Origin of the sequence: Loktanella sp. 3ANDIMAR09, assembly GCF_001420005.1 — a bacterium.
In the GTDB taxonomy this organism is placed as follows: Bacteria; Pseudomonadota; Alphaproteobacteria; order Rhodobacterales; family Rhodobacteraceae; genus Loktanella.
Genome location: NZ_LJAK01000014.1, coordinates 1 through 25,528 on the forward strand (window position 1 = coordinate 1; position 25,528 = coordinate 25,528).

At 62.8% G+C, this 25,528-nt stretch carries 28 protein-coding genes; 8 read left to right on the forward strand and 20 right to left on the reverse strand.

The window, feature by feature from the left end; translation table 11 throughout:
* Window positions 1–147 precede the first annotated feature (147 nt).
* Window positions 148–1,020 carry a DMT family transporter gene (locus AN189_RS15945; protein WP_056038414.1) on the forward strand — a complete coding sequence of 291 codons (873 nt, stop codon included), beginning with the start codon at window positions 148–150 and terminating at the stop codon, window positions 1,018–1,020.
* 49 nt (window positions 1,021–1,069) lie between these two features.
* Window positions 1,070–1,483, forward strand: coding sequence for a cupin domain-containing protein (locus AN189_RS15950; protein ID WP_253279655.1), 414 nt, complete (start codon window positions 1,070–1,072; stop codon window positions 1,481–1,483).
* On the opposite strand, the gene AN189_RS15955 is transcribed toward AN189_RS15950, so the two are convergent.
* From AN189_RS15955 to AN189_RS16005, 11 genes are all read right to left on the reverse strand, one after another.
* The gene (locus tag AN189_RS15955; protein WP_056038183.1) at window positions 1,480–2,424 is read right to left on the reverse strand and encodes a phosphatidate cytidylyltransferase; all 945 of its coding nucleotides are present in this window, start codon (window positions 2,422–2,424) and stop codon (window positions 1,480–1,482) included. The genes AN189_RS15950 and AN189_RS15955 overlap by 4 nt on opposite strands.
* Window positions 2,421–3,074, reverse strand: coding sequence for a 1-acyl-sn-glycerol-3-phosphate acyltransferase (locus AN189_RS15960; RefSeq protein WP_253279656.1), 654 nt, complete (start codon window positions 3,072–3,074; stop codon window positions 2,421–2,423). Before AN189_RS15960 ends, AN189_RS15955 begins: the two co-directional genes overlap by 4 nt.
* Before the next feature lie 83 nt (window positions 3,075–3,157).
* Complete coding sequence (locus tag AN189_RS15965; protein ID WP_056038186.1) at window positions 3,158–3,436, reverse strand: hypothetical protein; 279 nt, start codon at window positions 3,434–3,436, stop codon at window positions 3,158–3,160.
* 24 nt (window positions 3,437–3,460) lie between these two features.
* Complete coding sequence (locus AN189_RS15970; protein ID WP_056038188.1) at window positions 3,461–4,138, reverse strand: PspA/IM30 family protein; 678 nt, start codon at window positions 4,136–4,138, stop codon at window positions 3,461–3,463.
* An 83-nt stretch (window positions 4,139–4,221) separates the two neighbouring features.
* Window positions 4,222–4,818, reverse strand: coding sequence for a TetR/AcrR family transcriptional regulator (locus AN189_RS15975; protein ID WP_056038191.1), 597 nt, complete (start codon window positions 4,816–4,818; stop codon window positions 4,222–4,224).
* Window positions 4,819–4,884: 66 nt separating this feature from the next.
* Window positions 4,885–6,111 carry a mandelate racemase/muconate lactonizing enzyme family protein gene (locus AN189_RS15980; protein WP_056038421.1) on the reverse strand — a complete coding sequence of 409 codons (1,227 nt, stop codon included), beginning with the start codon at window positions 6,109–6,111 and terminating at the stop codon, window positions 4,885–4,887.
* Window positions 6,112–6,155: 44 nt separating this feature from the next.
* Window positions 6,156–7,238, reverse strand: a complete 1,083-nt coding sequence (locus tag AN189_RS15985; protein WP_056038194.1) for an alcohol dehydrogenase catalytic domain-containing protein — start codon at window positions 7,236–7,238, stop codon at window positions 6,156–6,158.
* Between the two features lie 20 nt (window positions 7,239–7,258).
* Window positions 7,259–8,461 carry a TCR/Tet family MFS transporter gene (locus tag AN189_RS15990; RefSeq protein WP_056038196.1) on the reverse strand — a complete coding sequence of 401 codons (1,203 nt, stop codon included), beginning with the start codon at window positions 8,459–8,461 and terminating at the stop codon, window positions 7,259–7,261.
* Window positions 8,462–9,253, reverse strand: coding sequence for a 3-oxoadipate enol-lactonase (gene pcaD / locus AN189_RS15995; protein WP_056038199.1), 792 nt, complete (start codon window positions 9,251–9,253; stop codon window positions 8,462–8,464).
* Window positions 9,250–10,212, reverse strand: coding sequence for a threonine/serine dehydratase (locus AN189_RS16000; RefSeq protein ID WP_056038202.1), 963 nt, complete (start codon window positions 10,210–10,212; stop codon window positions 9,250–9,252). The genes pcaD and AN189_RS16000 overlap by 4 nt, the downstream gene beginning before the upstream one ends.
* Window positions 10,209–11,021, reverse strand: coding sequence for an alpha/beta fold hydrolase (locus AN189_RS16005; protein ID WP_056038205.1), 813 nt, complete (start codon window positions 11,019–11,021; stop codon window positions 10,209–10,211). Before AN189_RS16005 ends, AN189_RS16000 begins: the two co-directional genes overlap by 4 nt.
* A gap of 126 nt (window positions 11,022–11,147) precedes the next feature.
* On the opposite strand from AN189_RS16005, the gene AN189_RS16010 reads away from it, so the two are divergent.
* Window positions 11,148–11,582, forward strand: a complete 435-nt coding sequence (locus tag AN189_RS16010; RefSeq protein WP_056038207.1) for a peptidylprolyl isomerase — start codon at window positions 11,148–11,150, stop codon at window positions 11,580–11,582.
* A gap of 38 nt (window positions 11,583–11,620) precedes the next feature.
* On the opposite strand, the gene AN189_RS16015 is transcribed toward AN189_RS16010, so the two are convergent.
* The 5 genes from AN189_RS16015 to fabA form a co-directional block, all read right to left on the reverse strand.
* Window positions 11,621–12,406: an enoyl-ACP reductase gene (locus AN189_RS16015; RefSeq protein WP_056038211.1), complete on the reverse strand. Its 786-nt coding sequence runs from the start codon at window positions 12,404–12,406 to the stop codon at window positions 11,621–11,623.
* A gap of 4 nt (window positions 12,407–12,410) precedes the next feature.
* Entirely contained in the window at window positions 12,411–13,640 is a 1,230-nt protein-coding gene (fabB, locus tag AN189_RS16020) for a beta-ketoacyl-ACP synthase I (protein WP_056038214.1), read from the reverse strand.
* A 74-nt stretch (window positions 13,641–13,714) separates the two neighbouring features.
* The gene (gene ubiG, locus AN189_RS16025) at window positions 13,715–14,416 is read right to left on the reverse strand and encodes a bifunctional 2-polyprenyl-6-hydroxyphenol methylase/3-demethylubiquinol 3-O-methyltransferase UbiG (protein ID WP_056038217.1); all 702 of its coding nucleotides are present in this window, start codon (window positions 14,414–14,416) and stop codon (window positions 13,715–13,717) included.
* Window positions 14,403–15,152 (reverse strand): isoprenylcysteine carboxylmethyltransferase family protein, encoded by a 750-nt coding sequence (locus tag AN189_RS16030; protein WP_056038220.1) that lies wholly within the window; start codon window positions 15,150–15,152, stop codon window positions 14,403–14,405. Before AN189_RS16030 ends, ubiG begins: the two co-directional genes overlap by 14 nt.
* Before the next feature lie 42 nt (window positions 15,153–15,194).
* Window positions 15,195–15,704: a bifunctional 3-hydroxydecanoyl-ACP dehydratase/trans-2-decenoyl-ACP isomerase gene (fabA, locus tag AN189_RS16035; RefSeq protein WP_056038223.1), complete on the reverse strand. Its 510-nt coding sequence runs from the start codon at window positions 15,702–15,704 to the stop codon at window positions 15,195–15,197.
* Between the two features lie 142 nt (window positions 15,705–15,846).
* Between fabA and irrA the strand changes: the two genes are divergently transcribed.
* On the forward strand, window positions 15,847–16,281 hold the full coding sequence (gene irrA, locus AN189_RS16040) for an iron response transcriptional regulator IrrA (protein WP_056038227.1): 435 nt from the start codon (window positions 15,847–15,849) through the stop codon (window positions 16,279–16,281).
* A gap of 33 nt (window positions 16,282–16,314) precedes the next feature.
* Here the strand turns inward: irrA and AN189_RS16045 are convergent, their stop codons facing one another.
* The 3 genes from AN189_RS16045 to metG form a co-directional block, all read right to left on the reverse strand.
* Window positions 16,315–17,229, reverse strand: coding sequence for an FkbM family methyltransferase (locus AN189_RS16045; RefSeq protein ID WP_090158978.1), 915 nt, complete (start codon window positions 17,227–17,229; stop codon window positions 16,315–16,317).
* Between the two features lie 116 nt (window positions 17,230–17,345).
* On the reverse strand, window positions 17,346–18,137 hold the full coding sequence (locus AN189_RS16050; protein ID WP_056038232.1) for a lytic transglycosylase domain-containing protein: 792 nt from the start codon (window positions 18,135–18,137) through the stop codon (window positions 17,346–17,348).
* A gap of 64 nt (window positions 18,138–18,201) precedes the next feature.
* Entirely contained in the window at window positions 18,202–19,917 is a 1,716-nt protein-coding gene (gene metG, locus AN189_RS16055; protein ID WP_056038234.1) for a methionine--tRNA ligase, read from the reverse strand.
* A 144-nt stretch (window positions 19,918–20,061) separates the two neighbouring features.
* Between metG and AN189_RS16060 the strand changes: the two genes are divergently transcribed.
* The 4 genes from AN189_RS16060 to AN189_RS16075 all read left to right on the forward strand — a co-directional run bounded on the left by AN189_RS16060 (window position 20,062) and on the right by AN189_RS16075 (window position 23,332).
* On the forward strand, window positions 20,062–21,105 hold the full coding sequence (locus AN189_RS16060; protein ID WP_056038236.1) for an aldo/keto reductase: 1,044 nt from the start codon (window positions 20,062–20,064) through the stop codon (window positions 21,103–21,105).
* Between the two features lie 178 nt (window positions 21,106–21,283).
* Window positions 21,284–21,829, forward strand: a complete 546-nt coding sequence (locus AN189_RS16065) for a lipocalin family protein (protein ID WP_056038238.1) — start codon at window positions 21,284–21,286, stop codon at window positions 21,827–21,829.
* On the forward strand, window positions 21,826–22,134 hold the full coding sequence (locus tag AN189_RS16070) for a hypothetical protein (RefSeq protein WP_172794930.1): 309 nt from the start codon (window positions 21,826–21,828) through the stop codon (window positions 22,132–22,134). The genes AN189_RS16065 and AN189_RS16070 overlap by 4 nt, the downstream gene beginning before the upstream one ends.
* A gap of 1 nt (window position 22,135) precedes the next feature.
* The gene (locus tag AN189_RS16075; RefSeq protein WP_056038245.1) at window positions 22,136–23,332 is read left to right on the forward strand and encodes a thioesterase family protein; all 1,197 of its coding nucleotides are present in this window, start codon (window positions 22,136–22,138) and stop codon (window positions 23,330–23,332) included.
* A 181-nt stretch (window positions 23,333–23,513) separates the two neighbouring features.
* On the opposite strand, the gene thrS is transcribed toward AN189_RS16075, so the two are convergent.
* A complete protein-coding gene (gene thrS, locus AN189_RS16080) occupies window positions 23,514–25,460 on the reverse strand; it encodes a threonine--tRNA ligase (protein ID WP_056038248.1) in 1,947 nt (648 codons plus the stop codon).
* Window positions 25,461–25,528 lie beyond the last annotated feature (68 nt).

Genomic DNA, 25,528 nt, shown 5'->3' on the forward strand with positions numbered 1-25,528 from the left:
GGTCCTCCCGGGATCGCCAAGTTGCGCGGGGCTTGGCGAGGTGATCACTAGGTTTGCACTGCGAACCTGACCGACTTCTCCCACTGGCTGCAGAAGGCACGATGGATTGCATTGATGCTGCGTGAGGCATATCCGGCCGGAATGTTCATGTCTGGTCACATTGCGCGGGCTACCGCCATCGTCGTTCTGTCAGGTGCGATCTGGGGGTTTTACTGGTTGCCGGTCAGGATGTTGTCGGATGCCGGGCTGGGTGGGGCCTGGGGGACGCTGGCGATCACGGTTTCTGCGTTGCTGGTGCTGACACCGGCGGCCTGGCGGGCGCGATCTGACCTGCGCCGGGCCTCGCCGCTGGCGCTGGTCTCGATCGGCCTGGGTGGCGTGGCCTTTGCGCTGTATTCGATCGGTTTCAACTATGGTCGCGTGGCGATCATCATCTTGCTGTTCTTTCTGACCCCGGTCTGGAGCGTCCTGATCACGCGTTTCGTGCTGGGTTGGCATACACCGATGCTGCGCATTGTGGCCATCGGCCTGGGGCTTGGCGGGTTGTGCATAATGCTCAGCGCCGACGGGCAATGGCCTATGCCGCGCGGTATCGGTGAATGGATGGCGCTGGCTGCGGGGGTATTGTGGTCGCTGGCGACGACGGGAATGCGCACCACATCGCAGATTGCGCCCGCGCCAGCAGCCTTTGTCTTTGCGCTGGGGGCGGCCGTTGCCTCCGTCCTCATGGCACCATTTTTGTCCCCTTGGCCTGCGGTCCCGATTCCGGGTGTCACGATCATCCTGGCGCTGGGCACGGGGGCGTTGTGGTGGGGGTTGTCCACCGCCTGTCTGATGTGGGCCACGGTCCGTCTGGACCCGGCCCGCGTCGGTATCCTGTTGATGGCAGAGGTTCTGATCGGCGCGGGCTCGGCCGCCCTCTTGGCCGGTGAGTCGCTTGCCCCGCTGGAACTGGCGGGTGGTGCGCTCGTGCTCTTGGCCGGTCTGTGCGAGGTCTGGCCCGTCCGGCAGCGGGCGTGATGCCTGTTGGGCCGTGGCACATCTGCGGCTAGGGTATGACGGAACGCCCATGACCCGAGGATTTCCGATGCAGATCAATGCCGTTGCAACGCTGGATGTGGCACCCGCCAATCCGGATTATTTTACAGGCGGTGTCGCCATCCGTCGCATGTTCCAGGCCGAGGGGGACAGCCGTCTGTCAGGGCTTCAGGTGACATTTCAACCCAAGGCGCGGACCGCTTGGCACACCCATCCTGTCGGCCAGACCCTGATCGTGACCGAAGGTGCCGGGCGCGTGCAGGTTCGGGGTGGTGCGGTGATCACGGTGGTCGCCGGCGACATCGTGCGTTTCGCCGCCGGCGAGGAACATTGGCACGGAGCAGCCCCCGATGTCTCCATGACCCATCTCGCGCTCCAAGAAGAGGTCGATGGATCAGCCGCCGATTGGCTGGATCATGTGACCGACGCCGAATACGACGGTTAGGTCGCCCAGATATACCGGGTCAGGTGATAGAACACCGGTGCGGCAAACAGCACCGAATCCAGCTGGTTCAGAACACCGCCCTGACCGGGGATCAGATGCGACCAGTCCCGCACGCCGCGGTCGCGTTTGATCGCGGCAAAGACCAGATGCCCCATCATGCCGAACAGCGATGCGGCGGCTGCCATCCCCGCGGCACCCAGAACGCCAAAGGGCGTGATCCAGTGCAGAGCCGCACCGATTGCGGCAGCGCTCAGCAGGCCTGCGATCATGCCTTCGCGGGTTTTGGGCGACAGTTCGGGCGCGATGCGATGTTTGCCGATCCGCCGCCCGAACCAGTATTCCAGCAGGTCACCGAATTGCACGACAAGGATCAGGAACGCGATCAGCAGCACGTTGCTGTCGCCCATCTGCGGGATATCAAGAGACAGCAAGGCGGGCACGTGCGACAGGCAAAACACGCAGATCATCAGCGCCCATTGGGTTTCGGCCACACGGATCAGAAACCGTGCGGGTTGACCGCGCAGGGCGGATACCACCGGCAGCACCAGAAAGGCATAGACCGGGATGAACACGGTGAACATGCTGTGCCAGCCCATCCAGACGAACAGATATTGCAACGGCAGCACCGCAAAAAACGCCAGCGCCAGCGACAGGTGATCTGCCCGCGCCTTGGTCGTCAGGGTCAGAAACTCGCGCAGGGCTGCAAAGGACGCAAAGAACGACAGCAGCACCGCCCCGAATTGCCCGGCCATCAGGGCGATGGCGACCAGTGCGACGATGGTCCACCAGCTTTGCACGCGGGTCTGGTAGGTATCGAGCACCGGGTTGGCCTGACCCGCAGGTAGCCGTGCGCGCAGCACCTCGCCCAGGATCGACAGCGCGACCAGGATGCCGCAGACGCCCAATGACAACAGGGCCAAGTTCATGGTGGTCTGGGTCATGCCGGGTCCTCCGGGCGCAGGTCAGCCAGTGCCTGTCCCGCGCGTGCCAGAAATGCCTCGCGGGTTTCGTCCTCGGCCACGTGGACGGGCGCGCCGAATGTGACGGTGCAGATCAGGGGCAGGGGGATGACCTCGCCCTTGGGCATGATGGTGTTCAGATTGGCGACCCAGGTCGGCACCAGATCCACATCGGGCCGGGCCTTGGCAATGTTGTACAGCCCCGATTTGAACGGCAGCAGCGGGTCGTCGGTCATGTTGCGCTTGCCTTCGGGAAAGATGATCAGTGACGATCCCTCGTCGAGTGCGGCCAGGATCTTGTCCATCGGATTGTCGTTCACCTCGGGGCGGCGGTCGATCAGCACGCCGCGAAAGACGTCGCGCCCGCAAAAGGCGCGCAGGCGGTTTTTCAGCCAGTAATCCGCCGCCGCGACCGGGCGTGTCTGGCGGCGCAGGGCTGCGGGCAGCACGGCCCAGATCATCGGCAGATCGCCGTTGCTGGTGTGATTGGCGTAATAGACGCGCTGGACCGGTTCGGGGCCGACACCGCGCCAATCGGCACGTGCAGCGGTGACGAACAGCGCAAACAGGCGCAGCGCATGGCCTGCGATGTTCGCGGCAAAGGCGCGGGCAAATGACATGAGCGATTTCATCGGGGAACCTTGGCGGGTGACAGACAGCTTGAAAAGGGGTCACACCCTACCAGCACGGCAGAGTGTGACCCGGATGTGCGGGCCTAGATGTCCTTGTCGCTGACGTATTCGGACAGCAGGCGTTCATTGCGTGCCTCTTCCAGCCGCTGAATGCGATCCTCGGACAGGCGGTCGTCAAAGCGGTATTTGACGAAATTCACCAGCGCGAGTGTCAGCAGCAGAATGCCGATGCCCCAATATCCCTTGGTCGCCAGCGGGACATCGGGTGACAGCCACAGCGACAGGCCAAGCATCCCGTAGGCCACAATCACGGCGATGCCGTTGAAAAACATGATAAGCGCGTTGTCGGAACGATTGTTCATTTTGGATAGTCCTCTGATTGGTGATTAGTCTTGGTTGGATGTCAGGCGTGCCAGCACGGCGGCGGGTGTCACGCGGTCTGCCGGGCCAAACCCCGCATCCGCCATGCGGTCGGTCAGCCCGTCATGGGACAGTTCTGCGTTCAGCTCTTGCAGGATCTCGTGTTTCTCGAACGGGTCTGACTGTTCCAGAACCCGGGCGATCAGCGCCTCGGCGGCATCGGCCCCGGTGTCGCCGGTCTGCTGGTGCAGCCGCATCTGGATATCCTGTTCTTTCTTGATCGCTCGGGCCTGGGCTGCACCCTGACGCAGGTCGATCAATCGGCGGTGGCCTGTTTCGACACTGGTTCGCAGCCGCAGAACGCGCTGATCCAGCGTTGCACAGGTCTGGGCCCGGTGCGCCGCCTCGTTTTCCATCTGCGCGATGGCAGATGCGGCCTCTTGCGCCATGGCGTCCTGGCCTGCCGCCAGTGCCTGCCGCGCGCGCCGGGTCAGATCGCTGATGCGTCCATTGAGCTGTGTCAGTGCCGCATCGGCCATGCGTTGGCGCTGGATCAGACTGGCCAGGGTCGCCTTGGCAGCCTTCAGTCTGGCCTCGGCTGTGCGGATGTTCTGGTCGATCAATTCAATCGCAAACGTATCGCGCAACCGGGTTTCTGCGTGCGCGTTGCTTGCGGACAGCAGGGTCGTCAAAGTCCTGAACATGCGATCTCTCCATTATTGAACGTTGTTCATAGATAGAGTTAGGCGAAGTTTGAACGTCGTTCAAGAATAAAAATGAACATCGTTCAAATTTTTTCTGATGTCACATTGCGCAGCAGGACCGCGATCATCCGTTCGATATGGTCCATCGGCACGGCCGAGATGCGCCGTTCCAGTCCCAGCAAGACCATGCCGTGCACCGAGGAAAACAAGGCGCGTGTCATCAGATCGATCCTTGCGTCCGACCAATCGGGAAACAGGTCACGCAGGGGGGCCGCGATTTTTGCGAACAGGGCGCCGAGTTCTGCAAGATACCAGTCTGGCACCGGGCTGTCGGCCGTCATCGACAAATCGAACAACGCGCGCCAGCCCGGTTGATTCGCAGCGGCAAAATGCAGGTAGGCGGTCCCCATCGACACCAGCCGGTCCTGTGGCGTGCCGTCCAGCGCGGTGCGGTCCTGTACGAATTGCCCCAGCCGGCGAAAGGTCCGCGCGTTCACCGTCAGCACCAGCTGATCCAGATCGTCAAACACCGTATAGATGGCACCCACGGCGCAGCCGACATCCTGCGCCAGCGCGCGCGCCTTGAGCGCGTGCAGACCGTCGGTCGTGATGGTGCGTTCCGCGCTGGCAATCAGTCGGTCGCGCAGGTCCGCGCGGCGTTGTTCGGTTTTCGTGGCCATGTGGCATCCTTGGGTGAACGTGGTTCAGGGATACGCCACCGCGCTGCCGGAGGAAACCCGTCTGCCTTAATCGCCGGGGGCACCACCAGCAAACCGATTGACTGCGTGATAGCCGACGGGGGTCTGTTGCATTTCCAGATGCAATGCGGTGCCGGTGTAGGGGTGGGCCCGCGCCAGCTCCTCGTCCACCTCGATCCCCAGACCGGGGGCGGTGGGCACGGGGATATAGCCGTCTTCGACCCGCAGGCTGTGTTTGATCAGGTCGAAATGGAACGGCGTTTCGATTGTCTCGGCCATCAGGATATTCGGGATGGCAGCCGCAAGTTGAATGTTCGCGGCCCATTCGATCGGACCGGCATAAAGGTGCGGCGCGATCTGCGCGTTATAGGCCTCTGCCAGCACGGCGATCTTGCGTGCCTCCCAGATGCCGCCGCAGCGTCCCAAGGCGGGTTGCAGGATCGTGGCGGCCCCCGACCGCAGCACGGGCGCGAATTCGGACCGGGTCGTCAGGCGTTCGCCGGTGGCAATGGGGATGCTGACCTTGGCTGCGACCTTGGACATCTCGTGCGTGTTGTCGGGCGGGATCGGTTCCTCGAACCACAGCGGCTGATAGGGGGCGATGGCCTGACCCAGCCGGATCGCGCCCCCGGTGGAAAACTGCCCGTGTGTGCCGAACAGCAGGTCGGCGCGGTCGCCCACGGCCTCGCGGATAGCGCGGCAGAATGCCACCGACAGCGAGATATCGTGCATCGACGGCATATGCCCGCCCCGGATCGTATAGGGACCGGCGGGGTCAAATTTCACCGCCGTATAGCCTGCCGCGATCATGGCGGTGGCGGACTGGGCGGCCATATCCGGGCTGGACCAGAAATCGGGCAGGGCGTGCCCCGCCTGCGGATAGAGGTAGGTATAGGCGCGGATGCGGTCGTTCGTGCGCCCGCCGATCAACGCATGCACGGGGCGGTCGCGGTGCTTGCCCAGGATGTCCCAGCAGGCAATTTCCAGCCCCGACCATGCGCCCAGCACCGTCAGATCAGGCCTTTGGGTAAAGCCCGCGGAATAGACCCGCCTGTACATCAGGTCGATATTTTCGGGATTTTCCCCGGCCATATGCCGGGCGAAGACATCGGTGATGACGGCGCGCATGGCCTCTGGTCCGACGCTGCTGGCATAGCATTCGCCCCAGCCGGTGATGCCCGTATCCGTCGTGACCTTGACCAGGATCCAGTAGCGCCCCCCCCAGCCGGGGGCCGGGGGTGCTGTGACGAGAATGTCGAGGTCAGCGAGTTTCATCATGCGTCCCTTCTTGAGTATTTTTGGCAAGATGATGCAAAGCGTCAGTCAAAGACGATCACGTTGCGCTTGGCCGATCCGGTTTTGGTGTCGGCGATGGCCGCGTTGATCTGGTCCAGCGGCCAGGTCTGACTGACGAGTTCATCCAGCTTCAGTCGTCCTTGTTCGTAGAGATCAACCATCCAGGGGATGTCGCGCGCAATGACGACGTCGCCCATTTTAGAGCCGATCATGCCTTGGCCGGTGGCTGCAAACATCACGGGTTCATAGGTGGATGTTGCACCCGAATGGGGCATGCCGACCATGATGACCTTGCCGCCCATGCCGAGGTATTGCGCCGCCGTGTCGAATGCCGGGATCGCACCCACGGTGATGATGACCGCATCGGCCCCTTTGCCCATCGCCTTTTTGGCGGCGCGCCAGGGTTTTTCGTCGGTCGCCAGCACACCGTCCGTCGCGCCGAATTCCTTTGCAACGGCCAGCTTCTCCGGCGTCATGTCGACGGCGACGATGCGGCGTGCGCCAGCGATCCGCGCGCCCTGGATCGCGTTCAGGCCGACGCCGCCTGCGCCGATGACCACCACGTCCTGACCCGCCCGCAGATTGGCTGCATTGACCACGGCACCGACGCCTGTGATGACGCCGCAGGCCAGCAGGGATGCAGCAACGGGGTCGATATCCGGGGAAATCCTGACCACCTGGCTGGGGTCCACGACCACACGTTCGGCAAAGGCCCCGGCGTTCATCGCCTGCACGATCGGCGCACCATCCAGCGTGGTCAGTGGGGTCTGATAGGCTGGCGGTGTGCCGCAGAGCACCGGCATGCCCGACCCGCAGGTGGCACAGAATCCACAAGCGCGGATCAATGTCACGACGACGCTGTCACCCAGGGTCAGCCCGCGCACCCCGTCACCGACAGCCGTGATCTGACCCGCTGCTTCGTGACCGTAGATCGCGGGCAGGGTGCCACCCCAGGCGCCTTCGGCATAGTGAATGTCGGAATGACAGATCGCGCAGGCCTTGAGCGTGACCTCCACTTCGCCCGGTCCCGGCGGGCGGATGTGCACCGTTTCCACCGAAAGCGGTGTGTTGTGGGCGTGGCTGACAGCAGCTTTGATCGGGGTCATGGGCGGCTCCTTTGGAAGGCTCATTTGGTGCGGGCGCGCGGCGTGGCAAGGACGATGGCAACGCAGATCAGCGTGAGGCCGGCGGCGAGCAGAAAGGGTGCGCCGGGCAGGTAGATCGCGGCCCCCGGCACGGTGAAGGCATAGAACGTCTGGGTCATCGCCAGCGGTCCGATGATCGTGGCGACCGCATGGGTGCTGGTCAACACGCCCTGCAATTCGCCTTGTTGGTTATCGGCGGCCCTGCGCGACATGATCCCTTGCAATGCCGGGCCGGCGATGGACCCGATCGCCGTCAACGGCGTCAATGCCAATGCGATCCAGCCGTTGCTGACGAACCCCAGGGCCACAAAGGCCGCGATGTCGACGCCTAGGCCCAGCAGCACGGTGCCACGTTCCCCGAACCGCCGGATTGCTGGCCCGACAAGGAAACCCTGAACGACAGCAATGCCGATGCCGAACAGGCCCAGCGACAGGCCAACCATACCCGGCCCCCAGCCAAAGCGCTCGGTGCCGAAATAGGCCCAGACGGCCGGATAGACATAAAAGGCGACGCCATAGACAAAAATCACCACCAACAGCCGCCCGACGCCGGGCAATGCACCGATGTGCCGGAATGCCCCCACGGGATTGGCCCTGCGCCAGCTGAACGGGCGCCGGATCCGGTCGGTGACGGTTTCCGGCAGGACAAAATAGCCAAAGACGAAATTCAGCGCCGCCAGCGCCGCCGCGGCATAGAATGGAGCGCGCGTGCCGAATTCGGCAAGGAGTCCGCCGATCAGTGGCCCCAGCACGAACCCCACGCCAAAGGCTGCACCGATCAGACCGAAATTGGCGGCCTTTTCCTCTGGCTTGCTGATGTCGGCCATATAGGCCCCGGCGGTGGATTGCGTGGCCGCGGTGATGCCGCCGATGATGCGCCCGAGGACGAGCAGCGCCATTGTATGTGCCACCGCCATCAGAACATAGTCCAGCGCCATCACCGCCAGTGCGACCAGCAACACCGGCCTGCGGCCCCAACGGTCCGACAGCGCGCCCAAGAGCGGGCCGAACAGGAACTGCATGACTGCAAAGATCGACGCCAGCATCCCGCCCCACAAGGCTGCACGCGCAACACCGGCCCCTTCGATCGACTGGATCAGGTCGGGCATGACGGGCAGGATCAGCCCGATCCCCATCGCGTCGATCACGACGGTGACAAGGATGAAGATAACGGGCAGGCGCACCTAGATCGTGCCGGTGCGGGTCAGAAACCCGGTCAGCAGGTCGACGTATTCCTGCGGTTGTTCGACACAGGGCAGGTGGCCTGCTCGGCGGATGATGTGAAAATCCGACCCCGGGATCAGACCCACGGTTTCGCGCACCAGATCAGGCGGGGTTGATCCGTCATCAGACCCTGCGATCCCCATGGTCGGCAGGCGCAGGCCGGATGTCGGCGTGATGAAATCCGTCCCCGCAATGGCGCTGCAGACCCCGGCATAGCCTTCTGGGTCGGTGGCCAGCAGCATGTCCTTCCACGGCGCGACGGCCGGCGATTTGCGAAAGGCCGGGCCGAACCAGCGTTCCATGATGCCGTCAGCCAGCGCCGCCATGCCCTGCGACCGCACCGCCGCGATCCGGTCATTCCACAGCTTGGGCGTGCCCAGCTTGGCCCCCGTGTTCGACAGCACCATCGCACGCACGATGTCCATGCGTTTCACGGCAAGGCCCTGGGCGATCATGCCGCCCACGGACAACCCGACAAAGACGCAATCGCGCACGACGAGTGCGTCGCAAACCGCCTCTGCATCCGCGATCAGCGCGCCCATGCTGTAGGGGGCGGGCGGCACATCTGACGCGCCGTGCCCGCGTTTGTCCCAACGAATGTAGCGCGGTCCGGCGGGCAGCAGGTCCATGATCGGGTCCCACAGATGCAGGTTCGTGCCCAACGAGTTGGCGAAAACCACTGTGGGAGCATCAGCGCCCTGCGCCCCGTCGACCTGCACATTCAGGCGCACACCATTGTTTTCAATCATCATGTCAGCGTCTCCAATGCGCGTGTGAACATGGCCTGATCGACGTTTCCGCCCGTGGCAACGGCGATCACCGTGTCGGCCTTTGACCGGATCAGCGCCGCGGCGATGGCCGCCGCACCGCCCGGTTCAACCACGATCCGCAGCCGTTGAAAGGCTTGTGCCATCGCCTGCAGGCAATCGTCGTCGCTGACGACATAGCCCGGCCCGCACAATCGCTGCATGATGGGAAAGGTCAGATCCCCCGGCGCAGGTGTCACGATGGCATCACAGATTGATCCCGTCTGGCTGGCATTGCGCTGTATCGCACCTGCGGACAGGCTGCGCGCCACGTCGTCGAACCCTCGCGGTTCGCAAGGATGGACCCGCATTCCCGGTGCACGGGCCTCCAGTGCAAGGGCCACGCCCGCGGTCAGCCCGCCGCCGCCGCAACACACCAGGACCTCGGCGTCGGTGACACCCAGCTCTGCCGCCTGTGCCGCGATTTCCAGACCCACCGTGCCTTGTCCGGCGATGACCTGCGGGTCGTCATAGGGGCGGACCAGCGTCAGACCACGCTCCTGGGCCAGGGCCGCGCCGATGTCCTCACGGCTTTCGGTTTCGCGGTCATACAGGACCACCTCGCCCCCCAGGGCACGCGTGTTCGCGATTTTCACCGCGGGCGCATTGGATGGCATGACGATGACGGCAGGTGCGCCGTGCATCCGTGCCGCCAGTGCCACGCCCTGCGCGTGATTGCCCGACGAAAAGGCGATGACACCCGCCCTGCGCTGGGCATCGGTCAGGGCCGACAGCGCGGACCAGGCACCGCGAAACTTGAAACTGCCGGTGTGTTGCAGACACTCCGCCTTGATCAGGATGCGCCGCCCGGTCAGTTCGTCCAGAAACGGGGACGACAGCAGGGGGGTGCGCCGCGCGTGACCGTTCAGGCGGTCTGCCGCGGCATCAATCATGTCGATGTTCATGTCATGGCTCCCAGCCAGCGGTGCAGCGCCTCCAGCGATACGTCCTCGTCCAGGAACGGGATATGCGCCCGGTCCGGCACACTCGCCACGATGGCATCGGGCCTGCGGCGTTGCATTTCGGCAAATGTTTCGGTGGTCAAGAGGTCCGAATTCGCCCCCCGGATCATCACCAACGGCAGCCCTACCATCGCATCGAACAATAGCCACAGGTTCGGCGCGGGTTCGGACCCGTCGCCCAGCGTGCCGGCAAGAGCCGGATCATAGCGCAGCTCGAGGCCGTCATCGGTCTGCACATATTGCTGCCGCACCTCGGCCAGCCAGCGGTCCATCGGCACATTTGCAAACCCCGGCAGGGTGGCGCGCAGGGCAGCCGCCTCTGCATAGGTTTTTTGCGTGGGCCGCTGACCTACATAGGCGCGGATCACGCTCAGGCCGGTTTTGGCGATCTCGGGTCCGATGTCGTTCAAGGCGATCCCCAGGACGCGATCCTTGGCGGTTGCGGCAAGGAACATGGCGATCATGCCCCCGCGCGACGTGCCCAGAAACGCGGCCTTGGGCAGTGACAGGTGGTCCATCAGCGCAAGCACGTCCGATGCCTCGACCGGGACGGTATAGGTTTCGGGTGCGGCCCAGTCGGATTGCCCGCGTCCCCGGTAGTCCAGCCGGATCAGGCGGCAATCCAGATGGGGGGCGACATGATCGAAATCCGTCGTGTTGCGCGTCAGGCCGGGCAGGGCGATGACCGGGGTGCCTGTGCCGGCCTCTTCGAAATAGATCTGCGTGCCGTCGGCGGCTACGAAAAATGGCATGGCGAGGGTCCCGTTACTGCGTCCTGAGCGCGACATTGGCACGGTGTTTGGCCAAAGGGAAACCCGTTTGCATCCCATGGCCGCCTTCGTTACCCACGTCGGGACTTTAAATTTATGAGGTATGATATGACGCAAGTGAAATCAGGCGACACGGTCAAGATCCACTACACAGGCACCCTGTCGGACGGCACCGTGTTCGACAGCTCCGAAGGTCGCGAACCGCTGGAATTCGCCGTAGGCTCTGGCCAGATCATCCCTGGTCTGGATGTGGCAATGCCCGGCATGAGCGTCGGCGACGAGAAAAAGGTCGAAATCCCATCCGATCAGGCCTACGGCCCGGTCAACCCCGAGGCCCGTCAGGACGTGCCGCGCGCGGATATCCCCGCTGAAATCCCGCTGGAAGAAGGTCTGCAACTGCAGATGCAGACACCCACAGGGCAGGCTGTGCCCGTCACTGTCGTGGGTCTGACCGACGATACCGTCACGCTGGACGCCAACCACCCGCTGGCTGGCAAGGATTTGACGTTCGACGTGAAACTGGTCGACGTGGTCCCTGCCTGATCACGCAGCAGGGCCGGGGATGACCCGGCCCTGACCGCCTACAGGTTTTCGCCCTGTGGCATCCCGAGGACATGATAGCCGCCATCGACGCGAATGATTTCGCCCGTCGTGAATGCGCCCGCATCCGACGCCAGATAAACGGCAGTCCCGCCAACGGCCTCGAGCGTGGCATTCGACCGCAGCGGCGCGTTTTCACCCGTATGCTTGTAGGTCTTGCGCGCGCCGCCGATTGCGGCACCGGCCAGCGTTTTCATCGGACCGGGACTGATCGCATTGACGCGAATGCCGTCCGGTCCCAGATCATTGGCCAGATAGCGGACCGCCGATTCCAGCGCCGCCTTGGCCACGCCCATCACGTTGTAGTTCGGGGTCACGGCGTTGCTGCCCTGATAGGTTAGCGTCATCAGTGAACCGCCATCGGGCATCAGTTCAGACGCCCGTTTCGCCACGTCGATGAACGAATAGCACGAGATCGTCAGCGAATTCTTGAAATTCGCGCGGCTGGTGTTGATGAACCGGCCCGTCAGTTCCGATTTGTCGGAATAGGCGATGGCATGCACCACGAAATCGAGGCTGCCCCACTGATCCTTGATCATCTGGAACGCGGCATCCATGCTGTCTTCGTTCGTGACATCGACATCGACCATCAGGTTCGATCCGACACTGGCCGCCAGTGGTTCCAGACGTTTGCCGAATGCCTCGCCCTGATAGGTGAACGCCAGTTCCGCACCTGCGTCCGCCATTGCCTTGGCAATGCCCCAGGCGATCGACCGTTCATTGGCGACCCCCATGACAAGCCCGCGTTTGCCCTGCATCCCGATCATCGGCTTACCCCTTGAATTTCGACAGCAGCATCGACCCGTTGGTGCCGCCGAACCCGAATGAGTTCGTCATCACCGTGTCCAGCCCGGCATTGTCCACGCGGGTCGTCGCAATTTCAGACGCCTTCAGCGCCGGATCAAGGTTTTCGACGTTGATCGAGGGCGCGATGAAATCGTCCTGCAACATCAGCAGGCAATAGACAGCCTCTTGGGCGCCGGTCGCCCCCTGGCTGTGGCCCGTCATGGATTTGGTCGAACTGACCGGCGGCGTGCTGCCCTCGCCAAAAACGCGGCGCACCGCCTCGATCTCGCCCACGTCACCGACCGGCGTACTGGTGCCATGCGCGTTGATATAGCTGATCTTGCGTCCCTCTGGCAGGGTTTTCAGCGCACCGCGCATGGCGCGTTCGCCGCCCTCGCCGCTGGGGGCCACCATGTCCGCCCCGTCCGATGTCGCGGCAAAGCCCGTGACCTCGGCATAGATTTTCGCACCGCGCGCCTGCGCAGAATCCAGTGTTTCCAGCACGACCATGGCACCGCCACCGGCGATCACGAAACCGTCGCGGTCGGCATCAAAGGCACGCGACGCCTTTTCCGGGGTGTCATTGTATTTCGACGACATGGCCCCCATCGCATCGAACAGGCATGACAGCGTCCAGTCCAGCTCTTCGCCGCCGCCCGCAAACATGATGTCTTGCGTGCCAAGTGCGACCTGCTGTGCGGCCATCCCGATGCAATGCAGGGACGTCGAACAGGCCGAGGTGATGGAGAAATTCATGCCCTTGATCTGATAGGCCGTCGCAAGGTTGGCGCTGACCGTCGATGACATGGTCTTGGGCACGGCGAATGGCCCGATCCGTTTCGTGGCACCCGTGTTCAGCACGGTCTGATGCGCGGCCAGCATCGCACTGGTCGATGGCCCGCCCGATCCCGCGATCACGCCGGTCATCGGGTTCACCACCTGATCGTCCGACAGGCCCGCATCCGCAATCGCCTGACCCATCGCGATATGGGCATAGGCGGCACCCGGCCCCATGAAACGCAGCGTGCGCTTGTCCACGTGGTCGGCCACGTTCAGTTTCAGCGTGCCCGCGATCTGGCTGCGAAATCCGTGTTCGGCCATCTCGGGGCTGGCCTCGATACCGGATTTGCCTGCCTTGAGGCTTTGCATGACTTCCTGGGCGTTGTTTCCGATCGGGGACACGATGCCCAGACCTGTGATGACGACACGACGCATGAGTGCTCTCCTCCGGTTATTGCCCCCTGTTTAAGAGACAGGTGGGAGAAGGGGCAACCACAAAGGCGGGCCGATCATGCTTTGTCGGCAACACCCATGTAGATCATCGTTTTCAGCGGCAGCGTGCCGAACACCGGGTCCAGCCTGCGGTTGACGCCGCGCGGACCCAGTCCCGTCTCGGCCTTGCGCGTCAGACCTGCTGTTTTCATCGCCGCATGTAATTCCGCCGGTTTGATGAACATGGCGGGGTCATGCGTGCCTTTTGGTAACAACCGCAGCACGTCCTCTGCCATGATCACGACGGCCAGATGTGCAATCGGGTTACGGTTGATCGTATCATAGCAGAACACCCCGCCGGGTTTCAGCACGCGGGCCACCTCGCACAACACCTGTTGCAGGTCGCTGACATGTTCCAGCACGTCCACACAGGCCACCGCGTCAAAGCTTGCGTCGGGATAGGGCAGGGCCTCGCCCACACCGACGTCATAGGTGATCTGCCGCCCGCCGGCCGCTGCATGGTCGCGTGCGGCACCAATCGCCTGTTCGGCCGGATCGATCCCGGTCACGATGGCACCGCGGTCATCCAGCGCCTCGGCCAAAAACCCACCGGCACAGCCCAAATCGAGCACCGCCTTGCCCTGCCAGTCCACATAGCGGTCGAAATACGACAGCCGCCCCGGCACCATGTTTTTCAGCGTCCGCACCCAGCGGATTTCGTCGGACCACCACTGGGCGGCGTGGCTGTCATAGATCGTCTGGTCGTTACGCTTTGTCATCTCGGGACTTTCTGGGAAAGGGCAGCCAATAGGGGACGCGTTTCTGGAAATTGCGGAACCGGTCGCCATAGATGTTGGAGAACCGCTTTTCCTTGTGCAGGGGGCCGATCACGCAATAGCCGGTCCAGATCACGGCCAGCACCAGCTGGTCGGGCGTATAGGTGGGCATGGTCCACAGTGTCAGGGCAAAGCCTGCATAGATCGGCTGGCGGATGATCCGGTACAGACCGCGCGTCGGCATATCGGGAAATTTCGGGTCACGCCCACGCGCCATCGCAAACCAGCCCAGCATCCCCGATTGTAGCTGAAAACCGCTTTGCACGATCGCCAGCATCAGGAACCCCCATGATGCGGCGTACAGCGTGCACATCAGCCAGAACGCCACGCCCGTCGCCTGCCACAGAATGATCCCGCTGGGCGTCCAGAACGCAAAGAGAAGCGCAAGCTGGATCGCCGCGATCATTGCGAACAGCGTAGTCGACAGCCGCTTGTCCGGCCCGAGTAACGCCAGAATCTCGCGGCCCTTGCCGGTCAACAACAACGAATGGATGACCGGGAATTGCAGCAACAACACAAGGTTGGCAAAGCCTGCATAGGGCCAGGGCACCGCGCCCCAGCCGTGCGACAGTCCGAAAAACAGATGATACATCATCAGGCCGACGCCGATGGCAAAACTGCCATGGCAAACGGCACCGAACATCAGGGCAAGTGTCAGGCGGCGGGTGTCAGCGTTCATATGTCCTAAACGCAAGACACGCCCGCAGGGTCCTGCGACATCTTAGCTTTCGGACAGGGCGACCTTCATGTCCTTGACCATGTAGATGACCTCGCCGTCCGCTTCGACGATGCCGTCGGCCACACCCATGGTCAGGCGACGGGTCTGGATCGCCTTGGTGAAATCGATCTTGTAGGTCAGCATCTTGCGGTCAGGACGCACCATGCCGGTCAGTTTGACCTCGCCCACACCCAGCGCATAGCCGCGCCCCTGCCAGCCGCGCCAGCCCAGGTTGAAACCCGTCAGTTGCCACAGACCATCCAGACCCAGACAGCCGGGCATGATCGGATTGCCCGGAAAGTGGCAGTCGAAAAACCACAGGTCGGGTGTGATGTCGAATTCAGCGACCACGTGTCCCTTGCCGTGGGCACCGCCGTCCCCGGAGATGTCGGTGATGCGGTCCATCATCAGCATCGGCGGTGCCGGCAGCTGGGCATTGCCGGGGCCGAACAATTCGCCCCGCGCACATTTCAAAAGAGCGTCGCGGTCGAAGGATGAGGGAAAATCGGCCATGGGCGTCCTTTGCAATGTTTCTTTGTGTTACAGATACGTGAGCAGACCTATCACTCCGGCTTTGCACCGTGCAAGTCAACGGGGCCGCGGCAGGGTGGAAAAGTCATTGAATAGCGGCACCGCGTTCCCATATAACGTCCCTATGGCAGGTTTTCCCGATATCACCCCCGTCCACGCGGAACGTGCAACACAATGGCTGTCGCAGTCCAATGTGCGCCCCACACGTCAGCGTGTCACACTGGCTGCCCTGTTGATGGGCGACGGCCGTGATCGTCATGTCACCGCCGAAACATTGTTCGAGGCCGCAAGCGCCGCCGACGGCAAGGTATCGCTGGCGACCGTTTACAACACGCTGCGCGCGTTTTGCGATGCGGGCCTGTTGCGCGAAATCGTCGTTGACGGTGCCAAGAGCTATTTTGACACCGATCTGTGCGACCATCCGCATTTTTTCTGGGAAGATTCCGCCGAACTGACCGACGCCCCGCGCGAGTCGCTGGATATCCGCAATCTGCCTGCCGCGCCCGAAGGCACGCATGTGGTCGCCGTGGACGTGGTGTTGCGCCTGCGGCGCAGCTAGGCGGCGGACCAGACGATCCGCCACCCACTCTGGTCAGTCGCGGATATCGCTTTCGTGGATGTACCAGTCGTCGAATTTCGACAGTTCGGGCAGGCGCCGCACGTATCCCTTTGATGTCATCAGTTCGAGGATGTGGTCGCGCCGTTCCTCGTGGTTATGCTCGATCGCGAACAGACGCACGTGACGCGGTCCGAAATCGAATTTTTCCATGATGTCCATTTCCGACCCTTCGGTGTCGATGGAAATGAAATCGATGACGTCGGGCGCGTCATATTCGTCCAGCAGGTCGTTCAGCGTGATCGTTTCGACCTTGATCCGTTCCTCGACGCCGCCTTCTTCGAATTCCAGACCGTCGGACGCATCGGCAAGGCGTGAAAACATCGGCCGCGCCGCCATCAGGAATTCCATCGTGTCGCCCGTGCTGGAATGCACGCATTTGTGGCTGATATGACATTCGCGCGCACGCGCCAGATTTTCGTGAAAGATCGGGTTTGGTTCGGCGACGATGCCTTTCCAGTCGAAATTCCGTTCGAGGATCATCGAGTTGCTCATCGTCGTGCCATTGGTGGCACCGAAATCAACGAAATAACCTTCGCGCTTGCCGTCCAGTTCAAACAGGCACCACAGGTCCTGCATCACCTGACCTTGATAGATCGCCGTATAGGGCAGGGCGAAATCACGGAACCGCTGCAACGTCTTGCCGGGTTTGTCCGCATCGGTGCAGACATAATCCTCCAACCCGTCGTCAAAGGTCGCGGTCTCGGGGTCGAGTTTTTCCTTGCGGATGGTGTCGCGCCGGTTCTTGAACAGCTTCAGCAGGTGGTTCGCATCATGCCGCTGCGGCATCTCGAACGGGTTGCCTGACTTGTAGCGCGACTTGCTGGGCAGGGTGCCCGGCTTTTGAGCGGTTGCCTCTGCATCGGTTTTCGGAGCGTTGTCACTCGCCATTTTTGCCTCTTGTCGCTTGTTGTTCGGCCCGCGGTTGCGAGGCCCCTCGACGGACCCTCGCAACCGCGCTTGACCAAATCAAGGCAAAATTGTTTCCATATCGTGGACGGTCGAGGTCAACCCGCGATCCGTGCGGCCATGATGGCAATGGCCTTTTGATAGACGCCAGCCGCGTTCCATTGCTGGATTACGGCGTAGTTGCGCTCGCCTTCCTGATAGCCCTGACCGGGTTGCCAGCCTTTTTGGCGCAGGAAATTCGCGGTGGAATACAGCGCGTCGGTCTGGTTGGTCAGATCGACCACACCGTTGCCATCCCCGTCCACACCGTAGCGAATCACGTTGGCTGGCAGAAACTGCGTATGGCCCAATTCGCCGTGCATTGCGCCGATCGTATTTGCACTAATCGAACCTTGATCCACCAATTGCAGGGCGGCCAACGCGTGCGGTGTGAAAAAATCCGACCTGCGGCAGTCATAGGCCAAGGTCGTGATCGCGCTCAGCACATTGCTGTCACCCATGAAATTGCCGAATGCGGTTTCCATGCCGTGGATCGCGACGATCACGCCGGCCGGCACGCCATAGCGCGCCTCGAGGTTGGCATAGAACGTCGGGTTGTTCGCGATCTTGCGACGACCCTGCGCCACGATGGTGTCCGCACCACGGATGCGCATGAATTCGTCCAGGCTGTAGCGGAACGATTTCTGGTTGCGGTCCGCATTGATCGTGCGCTGCGCATAGCTGGTGTTGGCCAGCGCCGCGAGCCCGCGCTGGCCGATGCCAGCGGCGGTCGCTTCTTGGGCGAATTGCTGTTTCCAGCTGTTGAAACCGCTGGCGTCATTGCCGCAGGTGGCGGCGGCTGCCGCAGTCGAGGTCAGGGCAAAAGCCGCAATAAGGGCTATGGTGCGCATGTTGGTGGTCCAGTCTGTTCAGGTTATGGAAACACTAGCACAGCGCCGGTGTTATCCAATATCGTTACCCCTCACGTATCCCGGCAAAGCGTTCGGACCAGTCCGCGCGTTGATCATCGGTGATTTTGGTGAACAGATTCTCGGGCACCACAAAGGCATGGCCTGCGGGCAGGGCGGTCAGCGCCGCTGCCGCATCCTCGGGCCAGTCCAGATCGGTGACGTTCATCGCCTCGGCCATGATGCGGGCCATGTCGGGGATGAATGGTGCCGACAAGATGGCATATAGGCGGATCAGGTTCAGGCCGTGACGGACCTGACAGGCCGCCTGTTCGGGGTCTGTCTTGAACGTGGTCCAGGGGGCTGTCGATTGCAGGTATTCATTACCCGCGACCCAGATCGCGCGCAGCTCTGCCGCGGCCTTGCGCACCTCGATGGCGTCCATGTGCTGCGCGTAGGCTGCCAGCCGGCTGTCCAGCTCTGCCGTCAATGCGGCCTCGGCGTCGCCGGCTATGCCACCCTCGGGGACGGTTTCGCCGAATTTGGACCGGCAGAATTTGGTGATGCGGCTGACGAAATTGCCCAGCACATCGGCCAGATCCTTGTTCACATCCTGCTGGAATGCCTCCCAGGTGAATTCCGCGTCTGACGATTCAGGCGCATGGGACAACAGCCACCAGCGCCAGACATCGGCGGGCAGGATGTCCAGCGCCTGGTCCATGAACACACCGCGCCCGCGCGAGGTGCTGAACTGGCCGCCGTCATAGTTGAGGTAGTTGAACGATTTGATGTAGTCGACCAGCTTCCAGTTGTCGTCGGCCCCCATGATCGTGGCGGGGAACGACAGCGTATGGAACGGCACGTTGTCCTTGCCCATGAACTGGGTATAGCGCACGTCGTCCGCACCCTTGTCGGTGCGCCACCAGCGTTCCCAGTCGGACCCTTTGCCTGCGTCCACCCATTCCTGCGCGCAGGCGATGTATTCGATGGGCGCGTCGAACCAGACGTAGAACACCTTGCCTTCCATGCCGGGCCAGTCCTCGGTCCCGCGCTTGACCGGAATGCCCCAGTCCAGATCACGGGTGATGCCACGGTCCTGCAGGCCATCGCCGTCGTTCAACCACTTTTTCGCAATGGATGTCGTCAGCACGGGCCAGTCTGCCTTGCTGGCGATCCAGTCCGCCAGCTGGCCCTTCAGCTTGGATTGTTCGAGGTACAGATGCTTGGTCGTGCGCACCTCCAGGTCGGTCGCCCCCGAAATCGTGGATCGCGGATTGATCAGATCCGTGGGGTCCAGCTGTTTGGTGCAATTGTCGCATTGGTCGCCGCGCGCATCCGCGAACCCGCAATTGGGGCAGGTCCCCTCGATATAGCGGTCCGGCAGGAACCGCCCGTCGGTGACGGAATAGACCTGTTCCTCGGTGACTTCGCGGATCAGACCCTGATCGGCGAGGCGCCCGGCAAAGGCTTGGGTCAGTGCACGGTTCTGCGCACTGGACGACCGGCCGAAATGATCGAACGACAGGGCAAATCCATCCGCGATCCGCGCCTGCACATCATGCATTTCCGCGCAATAGTCAGCCACAGGCTTGCCGGCCTTGGCCGCCGCCAGCTCCGCCGGTGTGCCGTGTTCATCGGTGGCGCACAGAAACAGCACCTCGTGCCCACGCGCACGCAGGTAGCGGGCATAGAGGTCCGCAGGCAGCTGCGATCCGACAAGGTTCCCCAGATGCTTGATCCCGTTGATATAGGGAATGGCAGAGGTGATGAGGTGGCGGGCCATGGTGTATCCTGTCGTGGTGTGACCCGCTATCTAGCGGGCGGACGCGCGCAAGGCCAGTGGTCAGCGAAAGCTGCGTGTCCGGGTCTCTTGCGGTTCGGTCGCGGCTGGCTACTGTGCGCGCCAGATCAACACAGGATGACACAGATGAAAACGCTGACCCTAGGCCGCACGGATATTTCGGTGACTGACTGGTGCCTCGGCACGATGACATTCGGCAACCAGACCCCGATGGACGACGCGCACCGCCAGATGGACATGGCGCTGGATGCGGGACTGAATTTCATCGACTGTGCGGAAATGTATCCCGTGAACCCCGTGGCCAAGGAAACTGCAGGCCGGTCCGAGGAATACCTTGGTGAATGGTTTGCCCGCACGGGGCGCCGCGATGAGTGGGTGCTGGCAACCAAGGTGACAGGGCCAAACCCCGGTTTCAAACGCGATGGGGCAGGGTTTTCCGGGGCGAACATCGGACAGGCCATCGACGAATCCCTGACGCGCCTGAAAACCGATGTCATCGACCTGTACCAGCTGCACTGGCCGGTGCGCGGCACCTGGGCATTTCGCAGCAATTGGTCCTATGATCCGTCCGGCCAGAACCGGGCGCAGACGCTGGACCACATGCACGAGGTTCTCGGTGCGCTGGATACGGCGATCAAGGCAGGCAAGATCCGCGCCGTCGGCCTGTCGAATGAGACCGCATGGGGCACCACGAAATGGTGCGATGTGGCCGAGGAACATGGCCTGCCGCGCATGGCCACCATTCAGAACGAATATTCGCTGCTGTGTCGGCACATGGACACGGACCTGTCCGAAACCATGGTGAACGAGGACGTGACCCTGCTGTCATTCTCGCCACTGGCTGCCGGGTTCCTGACCGGCAAATATCAGGACGGGCAGGTGCCGGACGGCAGCCGCATGTCGCTGAACACCGACATGGGGGGCCGTCTGACCGACCGGGTTCTACCCACCACGCAGGCCTATCTGGATATTGCTGCCAAACACGGCATCGATCCGGTGCATCTGGCGATGGCCTGGCAATTCAGCCGTCCGTTCCCGGTGTCGGCGATCTTTGGCGCGACGACAGCGGACCAACTGGCGCAGATCCTGGCAGGGCGCGATGTGGTGTTGGGGCAAGAGGTGCTGGACGACATCGACGCAGCACACCGCGCGCACCCGATGCCATATTGAACGGACCGCGGGGCCGTGGCCCCGCGGACTGCATTCTTGCCGCGCCATATCGGGGCTGCGCGTGGTTTGATACTGCGGGTCGCCTCGCCGGCGGGGCGGATATTTTTGACCAGAAGAAGTCTGGACGCTTGCCCCGGTCGCCGGTGCTGCGGCAAGGTCGCGCAAAAGGGGAACCGTCATGAAACGCCTGTCGATCCTGCTGCTGCTGGCAGCTTGCGCAAAGCCCCTCCCTGACGAACAGGTCGGCGGATTGTTCGAGGTATATCGCGACCGCGACCAGCCGATTGCCTCTGCCGCGCTGTTCCAGCCCGACCGATACGTTGGGCGCTGGTACGAGGTTGCCCGCTATCCGGTTCCGTTCGAGGCGGGCTGTACGGGTGTTACGGCGGATTACGCGGCCTTGCCTGACGGAAGCCTGTCGGTCCTGAACACCTGTCGCAATGCCGATGGCACCGTCAGGTCCACGATCCAGGGCCGGGCCGATATCGTGGGGCCGGGCAGGCTAAAGGTCAGTTTCGACAACGTCCCGTTTGTACGGGCCGATTACTGGGTGTTATGGGTCGACGAGGGGTATCGCACGGCCGTGGTGGGTGCGCCCGACGGTCGGTCGGGCTGGATCCTGAACCGCACACCCGATATCCCCGCAGACCGTCTGACTGCCGCAAAAGAGGTCCTCGACTTCAACGGCTATGACCTGAACCGATTGATGGAGGTGCCGCAATGATACAGCGTTCGACAGTTTTGGGGGCGATTGTCCTCTTGGCCGGTTGCGAGGCCGGCACCATGACCAGCGCGCCCGGCGGGTCTGAACCGGCCTTTCGCGAGTTTTTGGTCATCGGGTCGTCCATGTCGTTTGAACAATGCCGCGCCGCTGGCGGGCTGATCATCCGCGATGCAAACAGCCCGATGACGGCCTGCGACCCATCGGTGAAACGCAATCCCGTTCCGCGCACCGTGATCGATGATCCGACAGCCGAGACCGACATGAACGCCGTGCGTGAAATGCAGGATCTGGCGACGGCGAACTAGCGTGCCGCGTGCTGCGACCATCGGATCCGGATCCGCTGCGTCTGGCTGGGCTGCGCGTATCCAGTTGATGGGATGGGACGTGGCGGTACTCGCCGAGGAGGGCCCGACCTCTGCGCAATGGGGCGATCTGCTTGCGCGCGCCGGCCGCGCGCTGTCCAGCCTGAGTGACGTTGAACAGCCCCGTCCGGGGCATCGCAGCCCGCAGCAGGACCTTGCCGCGACCGTGGCCGGGGCCGACTGGGTGACGGTGTGCCCGCCAAGTGACCTGCCGGCCGCCCGGGACCTGATTGCCCGGATCGCAGTCCGATGCCCACCAACCGCCATCATCGCAATCGCCAGCGCGGATCATGACATTGCGGCGTTGCAATCCGCGACAGCCGCGCCCGGCCAGGTCATCGGCGCGGTGGGTTGCGCGCCCATTTACCTCATGCCTTTGGTCGCCGTGACACAGAGCCCGGCCAATCCCGCATCGGTGGTTGCCGATGCAATCGAGACGCTCGGATCACTGGGTATGGCGCCGGTCGATCAAGTTGCGTCGCCCGACACGGCGCTGATTGAAACCCAGCGGGCGCTTTGCATGGTCGCGGACAATATGCCGGAGGGCGACGCCCGGGACAGGCTGTTGGTAACGCTCTTGCGCGGGTTAAAGACCTGCAACCACGGTGTCGGGGGCGTCCTGACCGCGCTGGACCTGGCACGGGACAGGGTGCCGCGCACCATCGCAAACGTGGATGATCTGGCCCGGCCCGTGACCACCTATGCCCGCGCTGTTCCGTTGGACTGGACCGACTACAACGGCCACATGACCGAGGCGCGTTACCTGCATGCCTTTGGCGAGGCCACGGACCGCATGATGATCCTCGTGGGATGCACCCCCGGTTACGTCGCGGCTGGTCACAGCTTTTTCACCGCCGAAACCCATATTCGTCACCTGGGCGAGGTGGTTGAGGGAACCTGTATCCGCATCGACACGCAGGTGCTCTCAGGGCAGGGGAAAAAGATGCACCTCTTTCACCGCATGTGGGCAGGGGACAGGTTGCTGGCAACGGGGGAACACATGTTGATCCACGTCAGCCTGACGACCCGGTCGGCTTGCGCACCGGGCGAGGCCGTCGCCATACCGCTGGCGCGCATCGCTGCGGCCCACGCGGGATTGCCGATGCCTGACGGTGCCGGCCGCGCTGTCGGGCGCAAGTGAGGTGCGCAAGCACCGGATCACGACCCGCAAGACACGGGCATTTCGCGCCCTATGATTAGCCTTGCCGCGCTGATCATCACGACCTGAACGTCATCATTCGCTGTTTTCAAAATATCCCGGGGGTCTGGGGGCAGCGCCCCCACCGAATTTTCGCGAAAATTCGGCCCCCCTTGGCCAGTGTTCAGCGCAGATCGGGCGGCGTTGCGTCGTCCTTCAGTGACGCAAGGATCGCGTGCAGATCCATGACCTGCGTCTGCTTTTCGCCCAGCCTGCGCACGGTGACGGTGCGTTCCTCGACTTCGCGTGCGCCCAGCGCGAGGATGACGGGCACCTTGCCGACGGAATGTTCGCGGACCTTGTAGTTGATCTTTTCGTTGCGCGTATCGGCCTCGGCGCGCACACCCGCCTTGCGCAGGGCAGCCACGATCTCGGTAGCATAGTCGTCGGCGTCCGACACGATGGTCGCCACGACCACCTGACGCGGGGCCAGCCAGAACGGCAGCTTGCCTGCGTGGCTCTCGATCAGGATACCGATGAAACGCTCGAACGATCCCAGCACGGCGCGGTGCAGCATCACGGGGCGATGTTTGTCACCGTCCTGCGCGATGTAGTTCGCATCCAGCCGTTCGGGCAGGTTGGGATCGACCTGCAAGGTGCCGCACTGCCATTCACGCCCGATGGCATCGGTCAGCGTGAATTCCAGCTTGGGGCCGTAGAACGCGCCTTCGCCCGGCAGCAGCTCGAAATCATAGCCCGCGGCCTGACAGGCATCGCCCAGCGCCTTTTCCACCGCGTCCCAGCTTTCGTCGCTCCCGATCCGCTTTTCGGGGCGGGTGGACAGCTTGATCGTCCAGTTCTCGAACCCCAGATCGGCATAGACCGAGGCCAGCAGTTTGATGAATTTCTCCGTCTCGGCCACGATCTGGTCGTTGGTGCAGAAAATATGCCCGTCGTCCTGCGTGAAACCGCGCACACGCATGATCCCGTGCAGCGCGCCCGATGGCTCGTAGCGGTTGCAAGAGCCGAATTCCGCCATGCGCAGCGGCAGGTCGCGATAGGATTTCAGACCCTGGTTGAACACCTGAACGTGGCAGGGGCAGTTCATCGGCTTCAGCGCGTTGACCGTCTTTTCGCGGGCGTGCTCCTCGTCCACTTCGACGATGAACATGTGGTCCTGATAATTGTCCCAGTGGCCGGATTTTTCCCACAGCACGCGGTTCACCACCTGCGGCGTGTTCACCTCGACATAATCGTCGGCGCGCTGCTTGCGGCGCATGTAATCCTGCAATTCGGTATAGATCGTCCAGCCGTTGGGGTGCCAGAACACCTGACCGGGGGCCTCTTCCTGCATGTGATAGAGGTCCATCTCGCGGCCCAGACGGCGGTGGTCACGCTTGGCGGCTTCCTCCAGCATCGTCAGATGCGCCTTGAGGTCCTCTTTGTTGGTAAAGGCCACGCCGTAGATGCGTTGCAGCATCGCGCGGTCGCTGTCGCCGCGCCAATAGGCCCCTGCAATGGACATCAGACGCCAAGAATCGCCCGGCACCTGGCCGGTATTCTGCAGGTGCGGACCACGGCACAGGTCCTGCCAGTCGCCGTGCCAATACATGCGCAGCGGCTCGTCGCCGGGGATGCTCTCGATCAGCTCGACCTTATAGGGCTCGCCCTTGTCGCGGTAATGCTGAATCGCGCGGTCGCGGTCCCAGACCTCTGTGCGGACCTCGTCACGGGCGTTGATGATCTGTTTCATCTTGGCCTCGATCGTCGCCAGATCCTCTGGTGTGAACGGCTCGGCCCGGTCGAAATCGTAATACCAGCCGTCCTTGATCACCGGCCCGATGGTGACCTGCGTGTCGGGCCAGATCTCCTGCACCGCACGCGCCATGATGTGCGCAAGGTCATGGCGCACCAGTTCCAGCGCGGGTGCGCGGTCTTTCATCGTGTTGATCGCGATATCCGCGTCCGCATCGATCGGCCATGCCAGATCGTAGTGTTGACCGTTCACGGTGGCGCTGATCGCCTTTTTGCGCAGGCTGGTCGAAATATCGGCCGCCACATCGCCTGCGGTCACGCCAGCGGGGTAGCTTCGTGTATTGCCATCGGGAAGTGTCAGGGTGATCTGGGCCATGTCAGGCTCCTCGTCTGTTTGGCGCCTACAGGTGCGCCCGGTTGCGGGATATGTCGTGGGATGAATGG

Bases quoted from the DNA above. Each gene is read 5' to 3' on its own strand.
- AN189_RS15975 (WP_056038191.1), bottom strand. From the start codon at position 4,818: ATGGCCACGAAAACCGAACAACGCCGCGCGGACCTGCGCGACCGACTG.
- fabA (WP_056038223.1), bottom strand. From the start codon at position 15,704: ATGGCCGATTTTCCCTCATCCTTCGACCGCGACGCTCTTTTGAAATGT.
- metG (WP_056038234.1), bottom strand. From the start codon at position 19,917: ATGGCCCGCCACCTCATCACCTCTGCCATTCCCTATATCAACGGGATC.
- AN189_RS16015 (WP_056038211.1), bottom strand. From the start codon at position 12,406: ATGATCGGGATGCAGGGCAAACGCGGGCTTGTCATGGGGGTCGCCAAT.
- AN189_RS16010 (WP_056038207.1), top strand. From the start codon at position 11,148: ATGACGCAAGTGAAATCAGGCGACACGGTCAAGATCCACTACACAGGC.
- AN189_RS15955 (WP_056038183.1), bottom strand. From the start codon at position 2,424: ATGACCCAGACCACCATGAACTTGGCCCTGTTGTCATTGGGCGTCTGC.
- AN189_RS16030 (WP_056038220.1), bottom strand. From the start codon at position 15,152: ATGAACGCTGACACCCGCCGCCTGACACTTGCCCTGATGTTCGGTGCC.
- AN189_RS16005 (WP_056038205.1), bottom strand. From the start codon at position 11,021: ATGCCATTTTTCGTAGCCGCCGACGGCACGCAGATCTATTTCGAAGAG.
- AN189_RS16050 (WP_056038232.1), bottom strand. From the start codon at position 18,137: ATGCGCACCATAGCCCTTATTGCGGCTTTTGCCCTGACCTCGACTGCG.
- AN189_RS15950 (WP_253279655.1), top strand. From the start codon at position 1,070: ATGACCCGAGGATTTCCGATGCAGATCAATGCCGTTGCAACGCTGGAT.
- AN189_RS15970 (WP_056038188.1), bottom strand. From the start codon at position 4,138: ATGTTCAGGACTTTGACGACCCTGCTGTCCGCAAGCAACGCGCACGCA.
- AN189_RS16000 (WP_056038202.1), bottom strand. From the start codon at position 10,212: ATGAACATCGACATGATTGATGCCGCGGCAGACCGCCTGAACGGTCAC.
- pcaD (WP_056038199.1), bottom strand. From the start codon at position 9,253: ATGATGATTGAAAACAATGGTGTGCGCCTGAATGTGCAGGTCGACGGG.
- AN189_RS16070 (WP_172794930.1), top strand. From the start codon at position 21,826: ATGATACAGCGTTCGACAGTTTTGGGGGCGATTGTCCTCTTGGCCGGT.
- AN189_RS15980 (WP_056038421.1), bottom strand. From the start codon at position 6,111: ATGAAACTCGCTGACCTCGACATTCTCGTCACAGCACCCCCGGCCCCC.
- AN189_RS15945 (WP_056038414.1), top strand. From the start codon at position 148: ATGTCTGGTCACATTGCGCGGGCTACCGCCATCGTCGTTCTGTCAGGT.
- AN189_RS16060 (WP_056038236.1), top strand. From the start codon at position 20,062: ATGAAAACGCTGACCCTAGGCCGCACGGATATTTCGGTGACTGACTGG.
- thrS (WP_056038248.1), bottom strand. From the start codon at position 25,460: ATGGCCCAGATCACCCTGACACTTCCCGATGGCAATACACGAAGCTAC.
- AN189_RS15985 (WP_056038194.1), bottom strand. From the start codon at position 7,238: ATGACCCCGATCAAAGCTGCTGTCAGCCACGCCCACAACACACCGCTT.
- irrA (WP_056038227.1), top strand. From the start codon at position 15,847: ATGGCAGGTTTTCCCGATATCACCCCCGTCCACGCGGAACGTGCAACA.
- AN189_RS15960 (WP_253279656.1), bottom strand. From the start codon at position 3,074: ATGAAATCGCTCATGTCATTTGCCCGCGCCTTTGCCGCGAACATCGCA.
- ubiG (WP_056038217.1), bottom strand. From the start codon at position 14,416: ATGACAAAGCGTAACGACCAGACGATCTATGACAGCCACGCCGCCCAG.
- AN189_RS15965 (WP_056038186.1), bottom strand. From the start codon at position 3,436: ATGAACAATCGTTCCGACAACGCGCTTATCATGTTTTTCAACGGCATC.
- AN189_RS16045 (WP_090158978.1), bottom strand. From the start codon at position 17,229: ATGGCGAGTGACAACGCTCCGAAAACCGATGCAGAGGCAACCGCTCAA.
- fabB (WP_056038214.1), bottom strand. From the start codon at position 13,640: ATGCGTCGTGTCGTCATCACAGGTCTGGGCATCGTGTCCCCGATCGGA.
- AN189_RS16065 (WP_056038238.1), top strand. From the start codon at position 21,284: ATGAAACGCCTGTCGATCCTGCTGCTGCTGGCAGCTTGCGCAAAGCCC.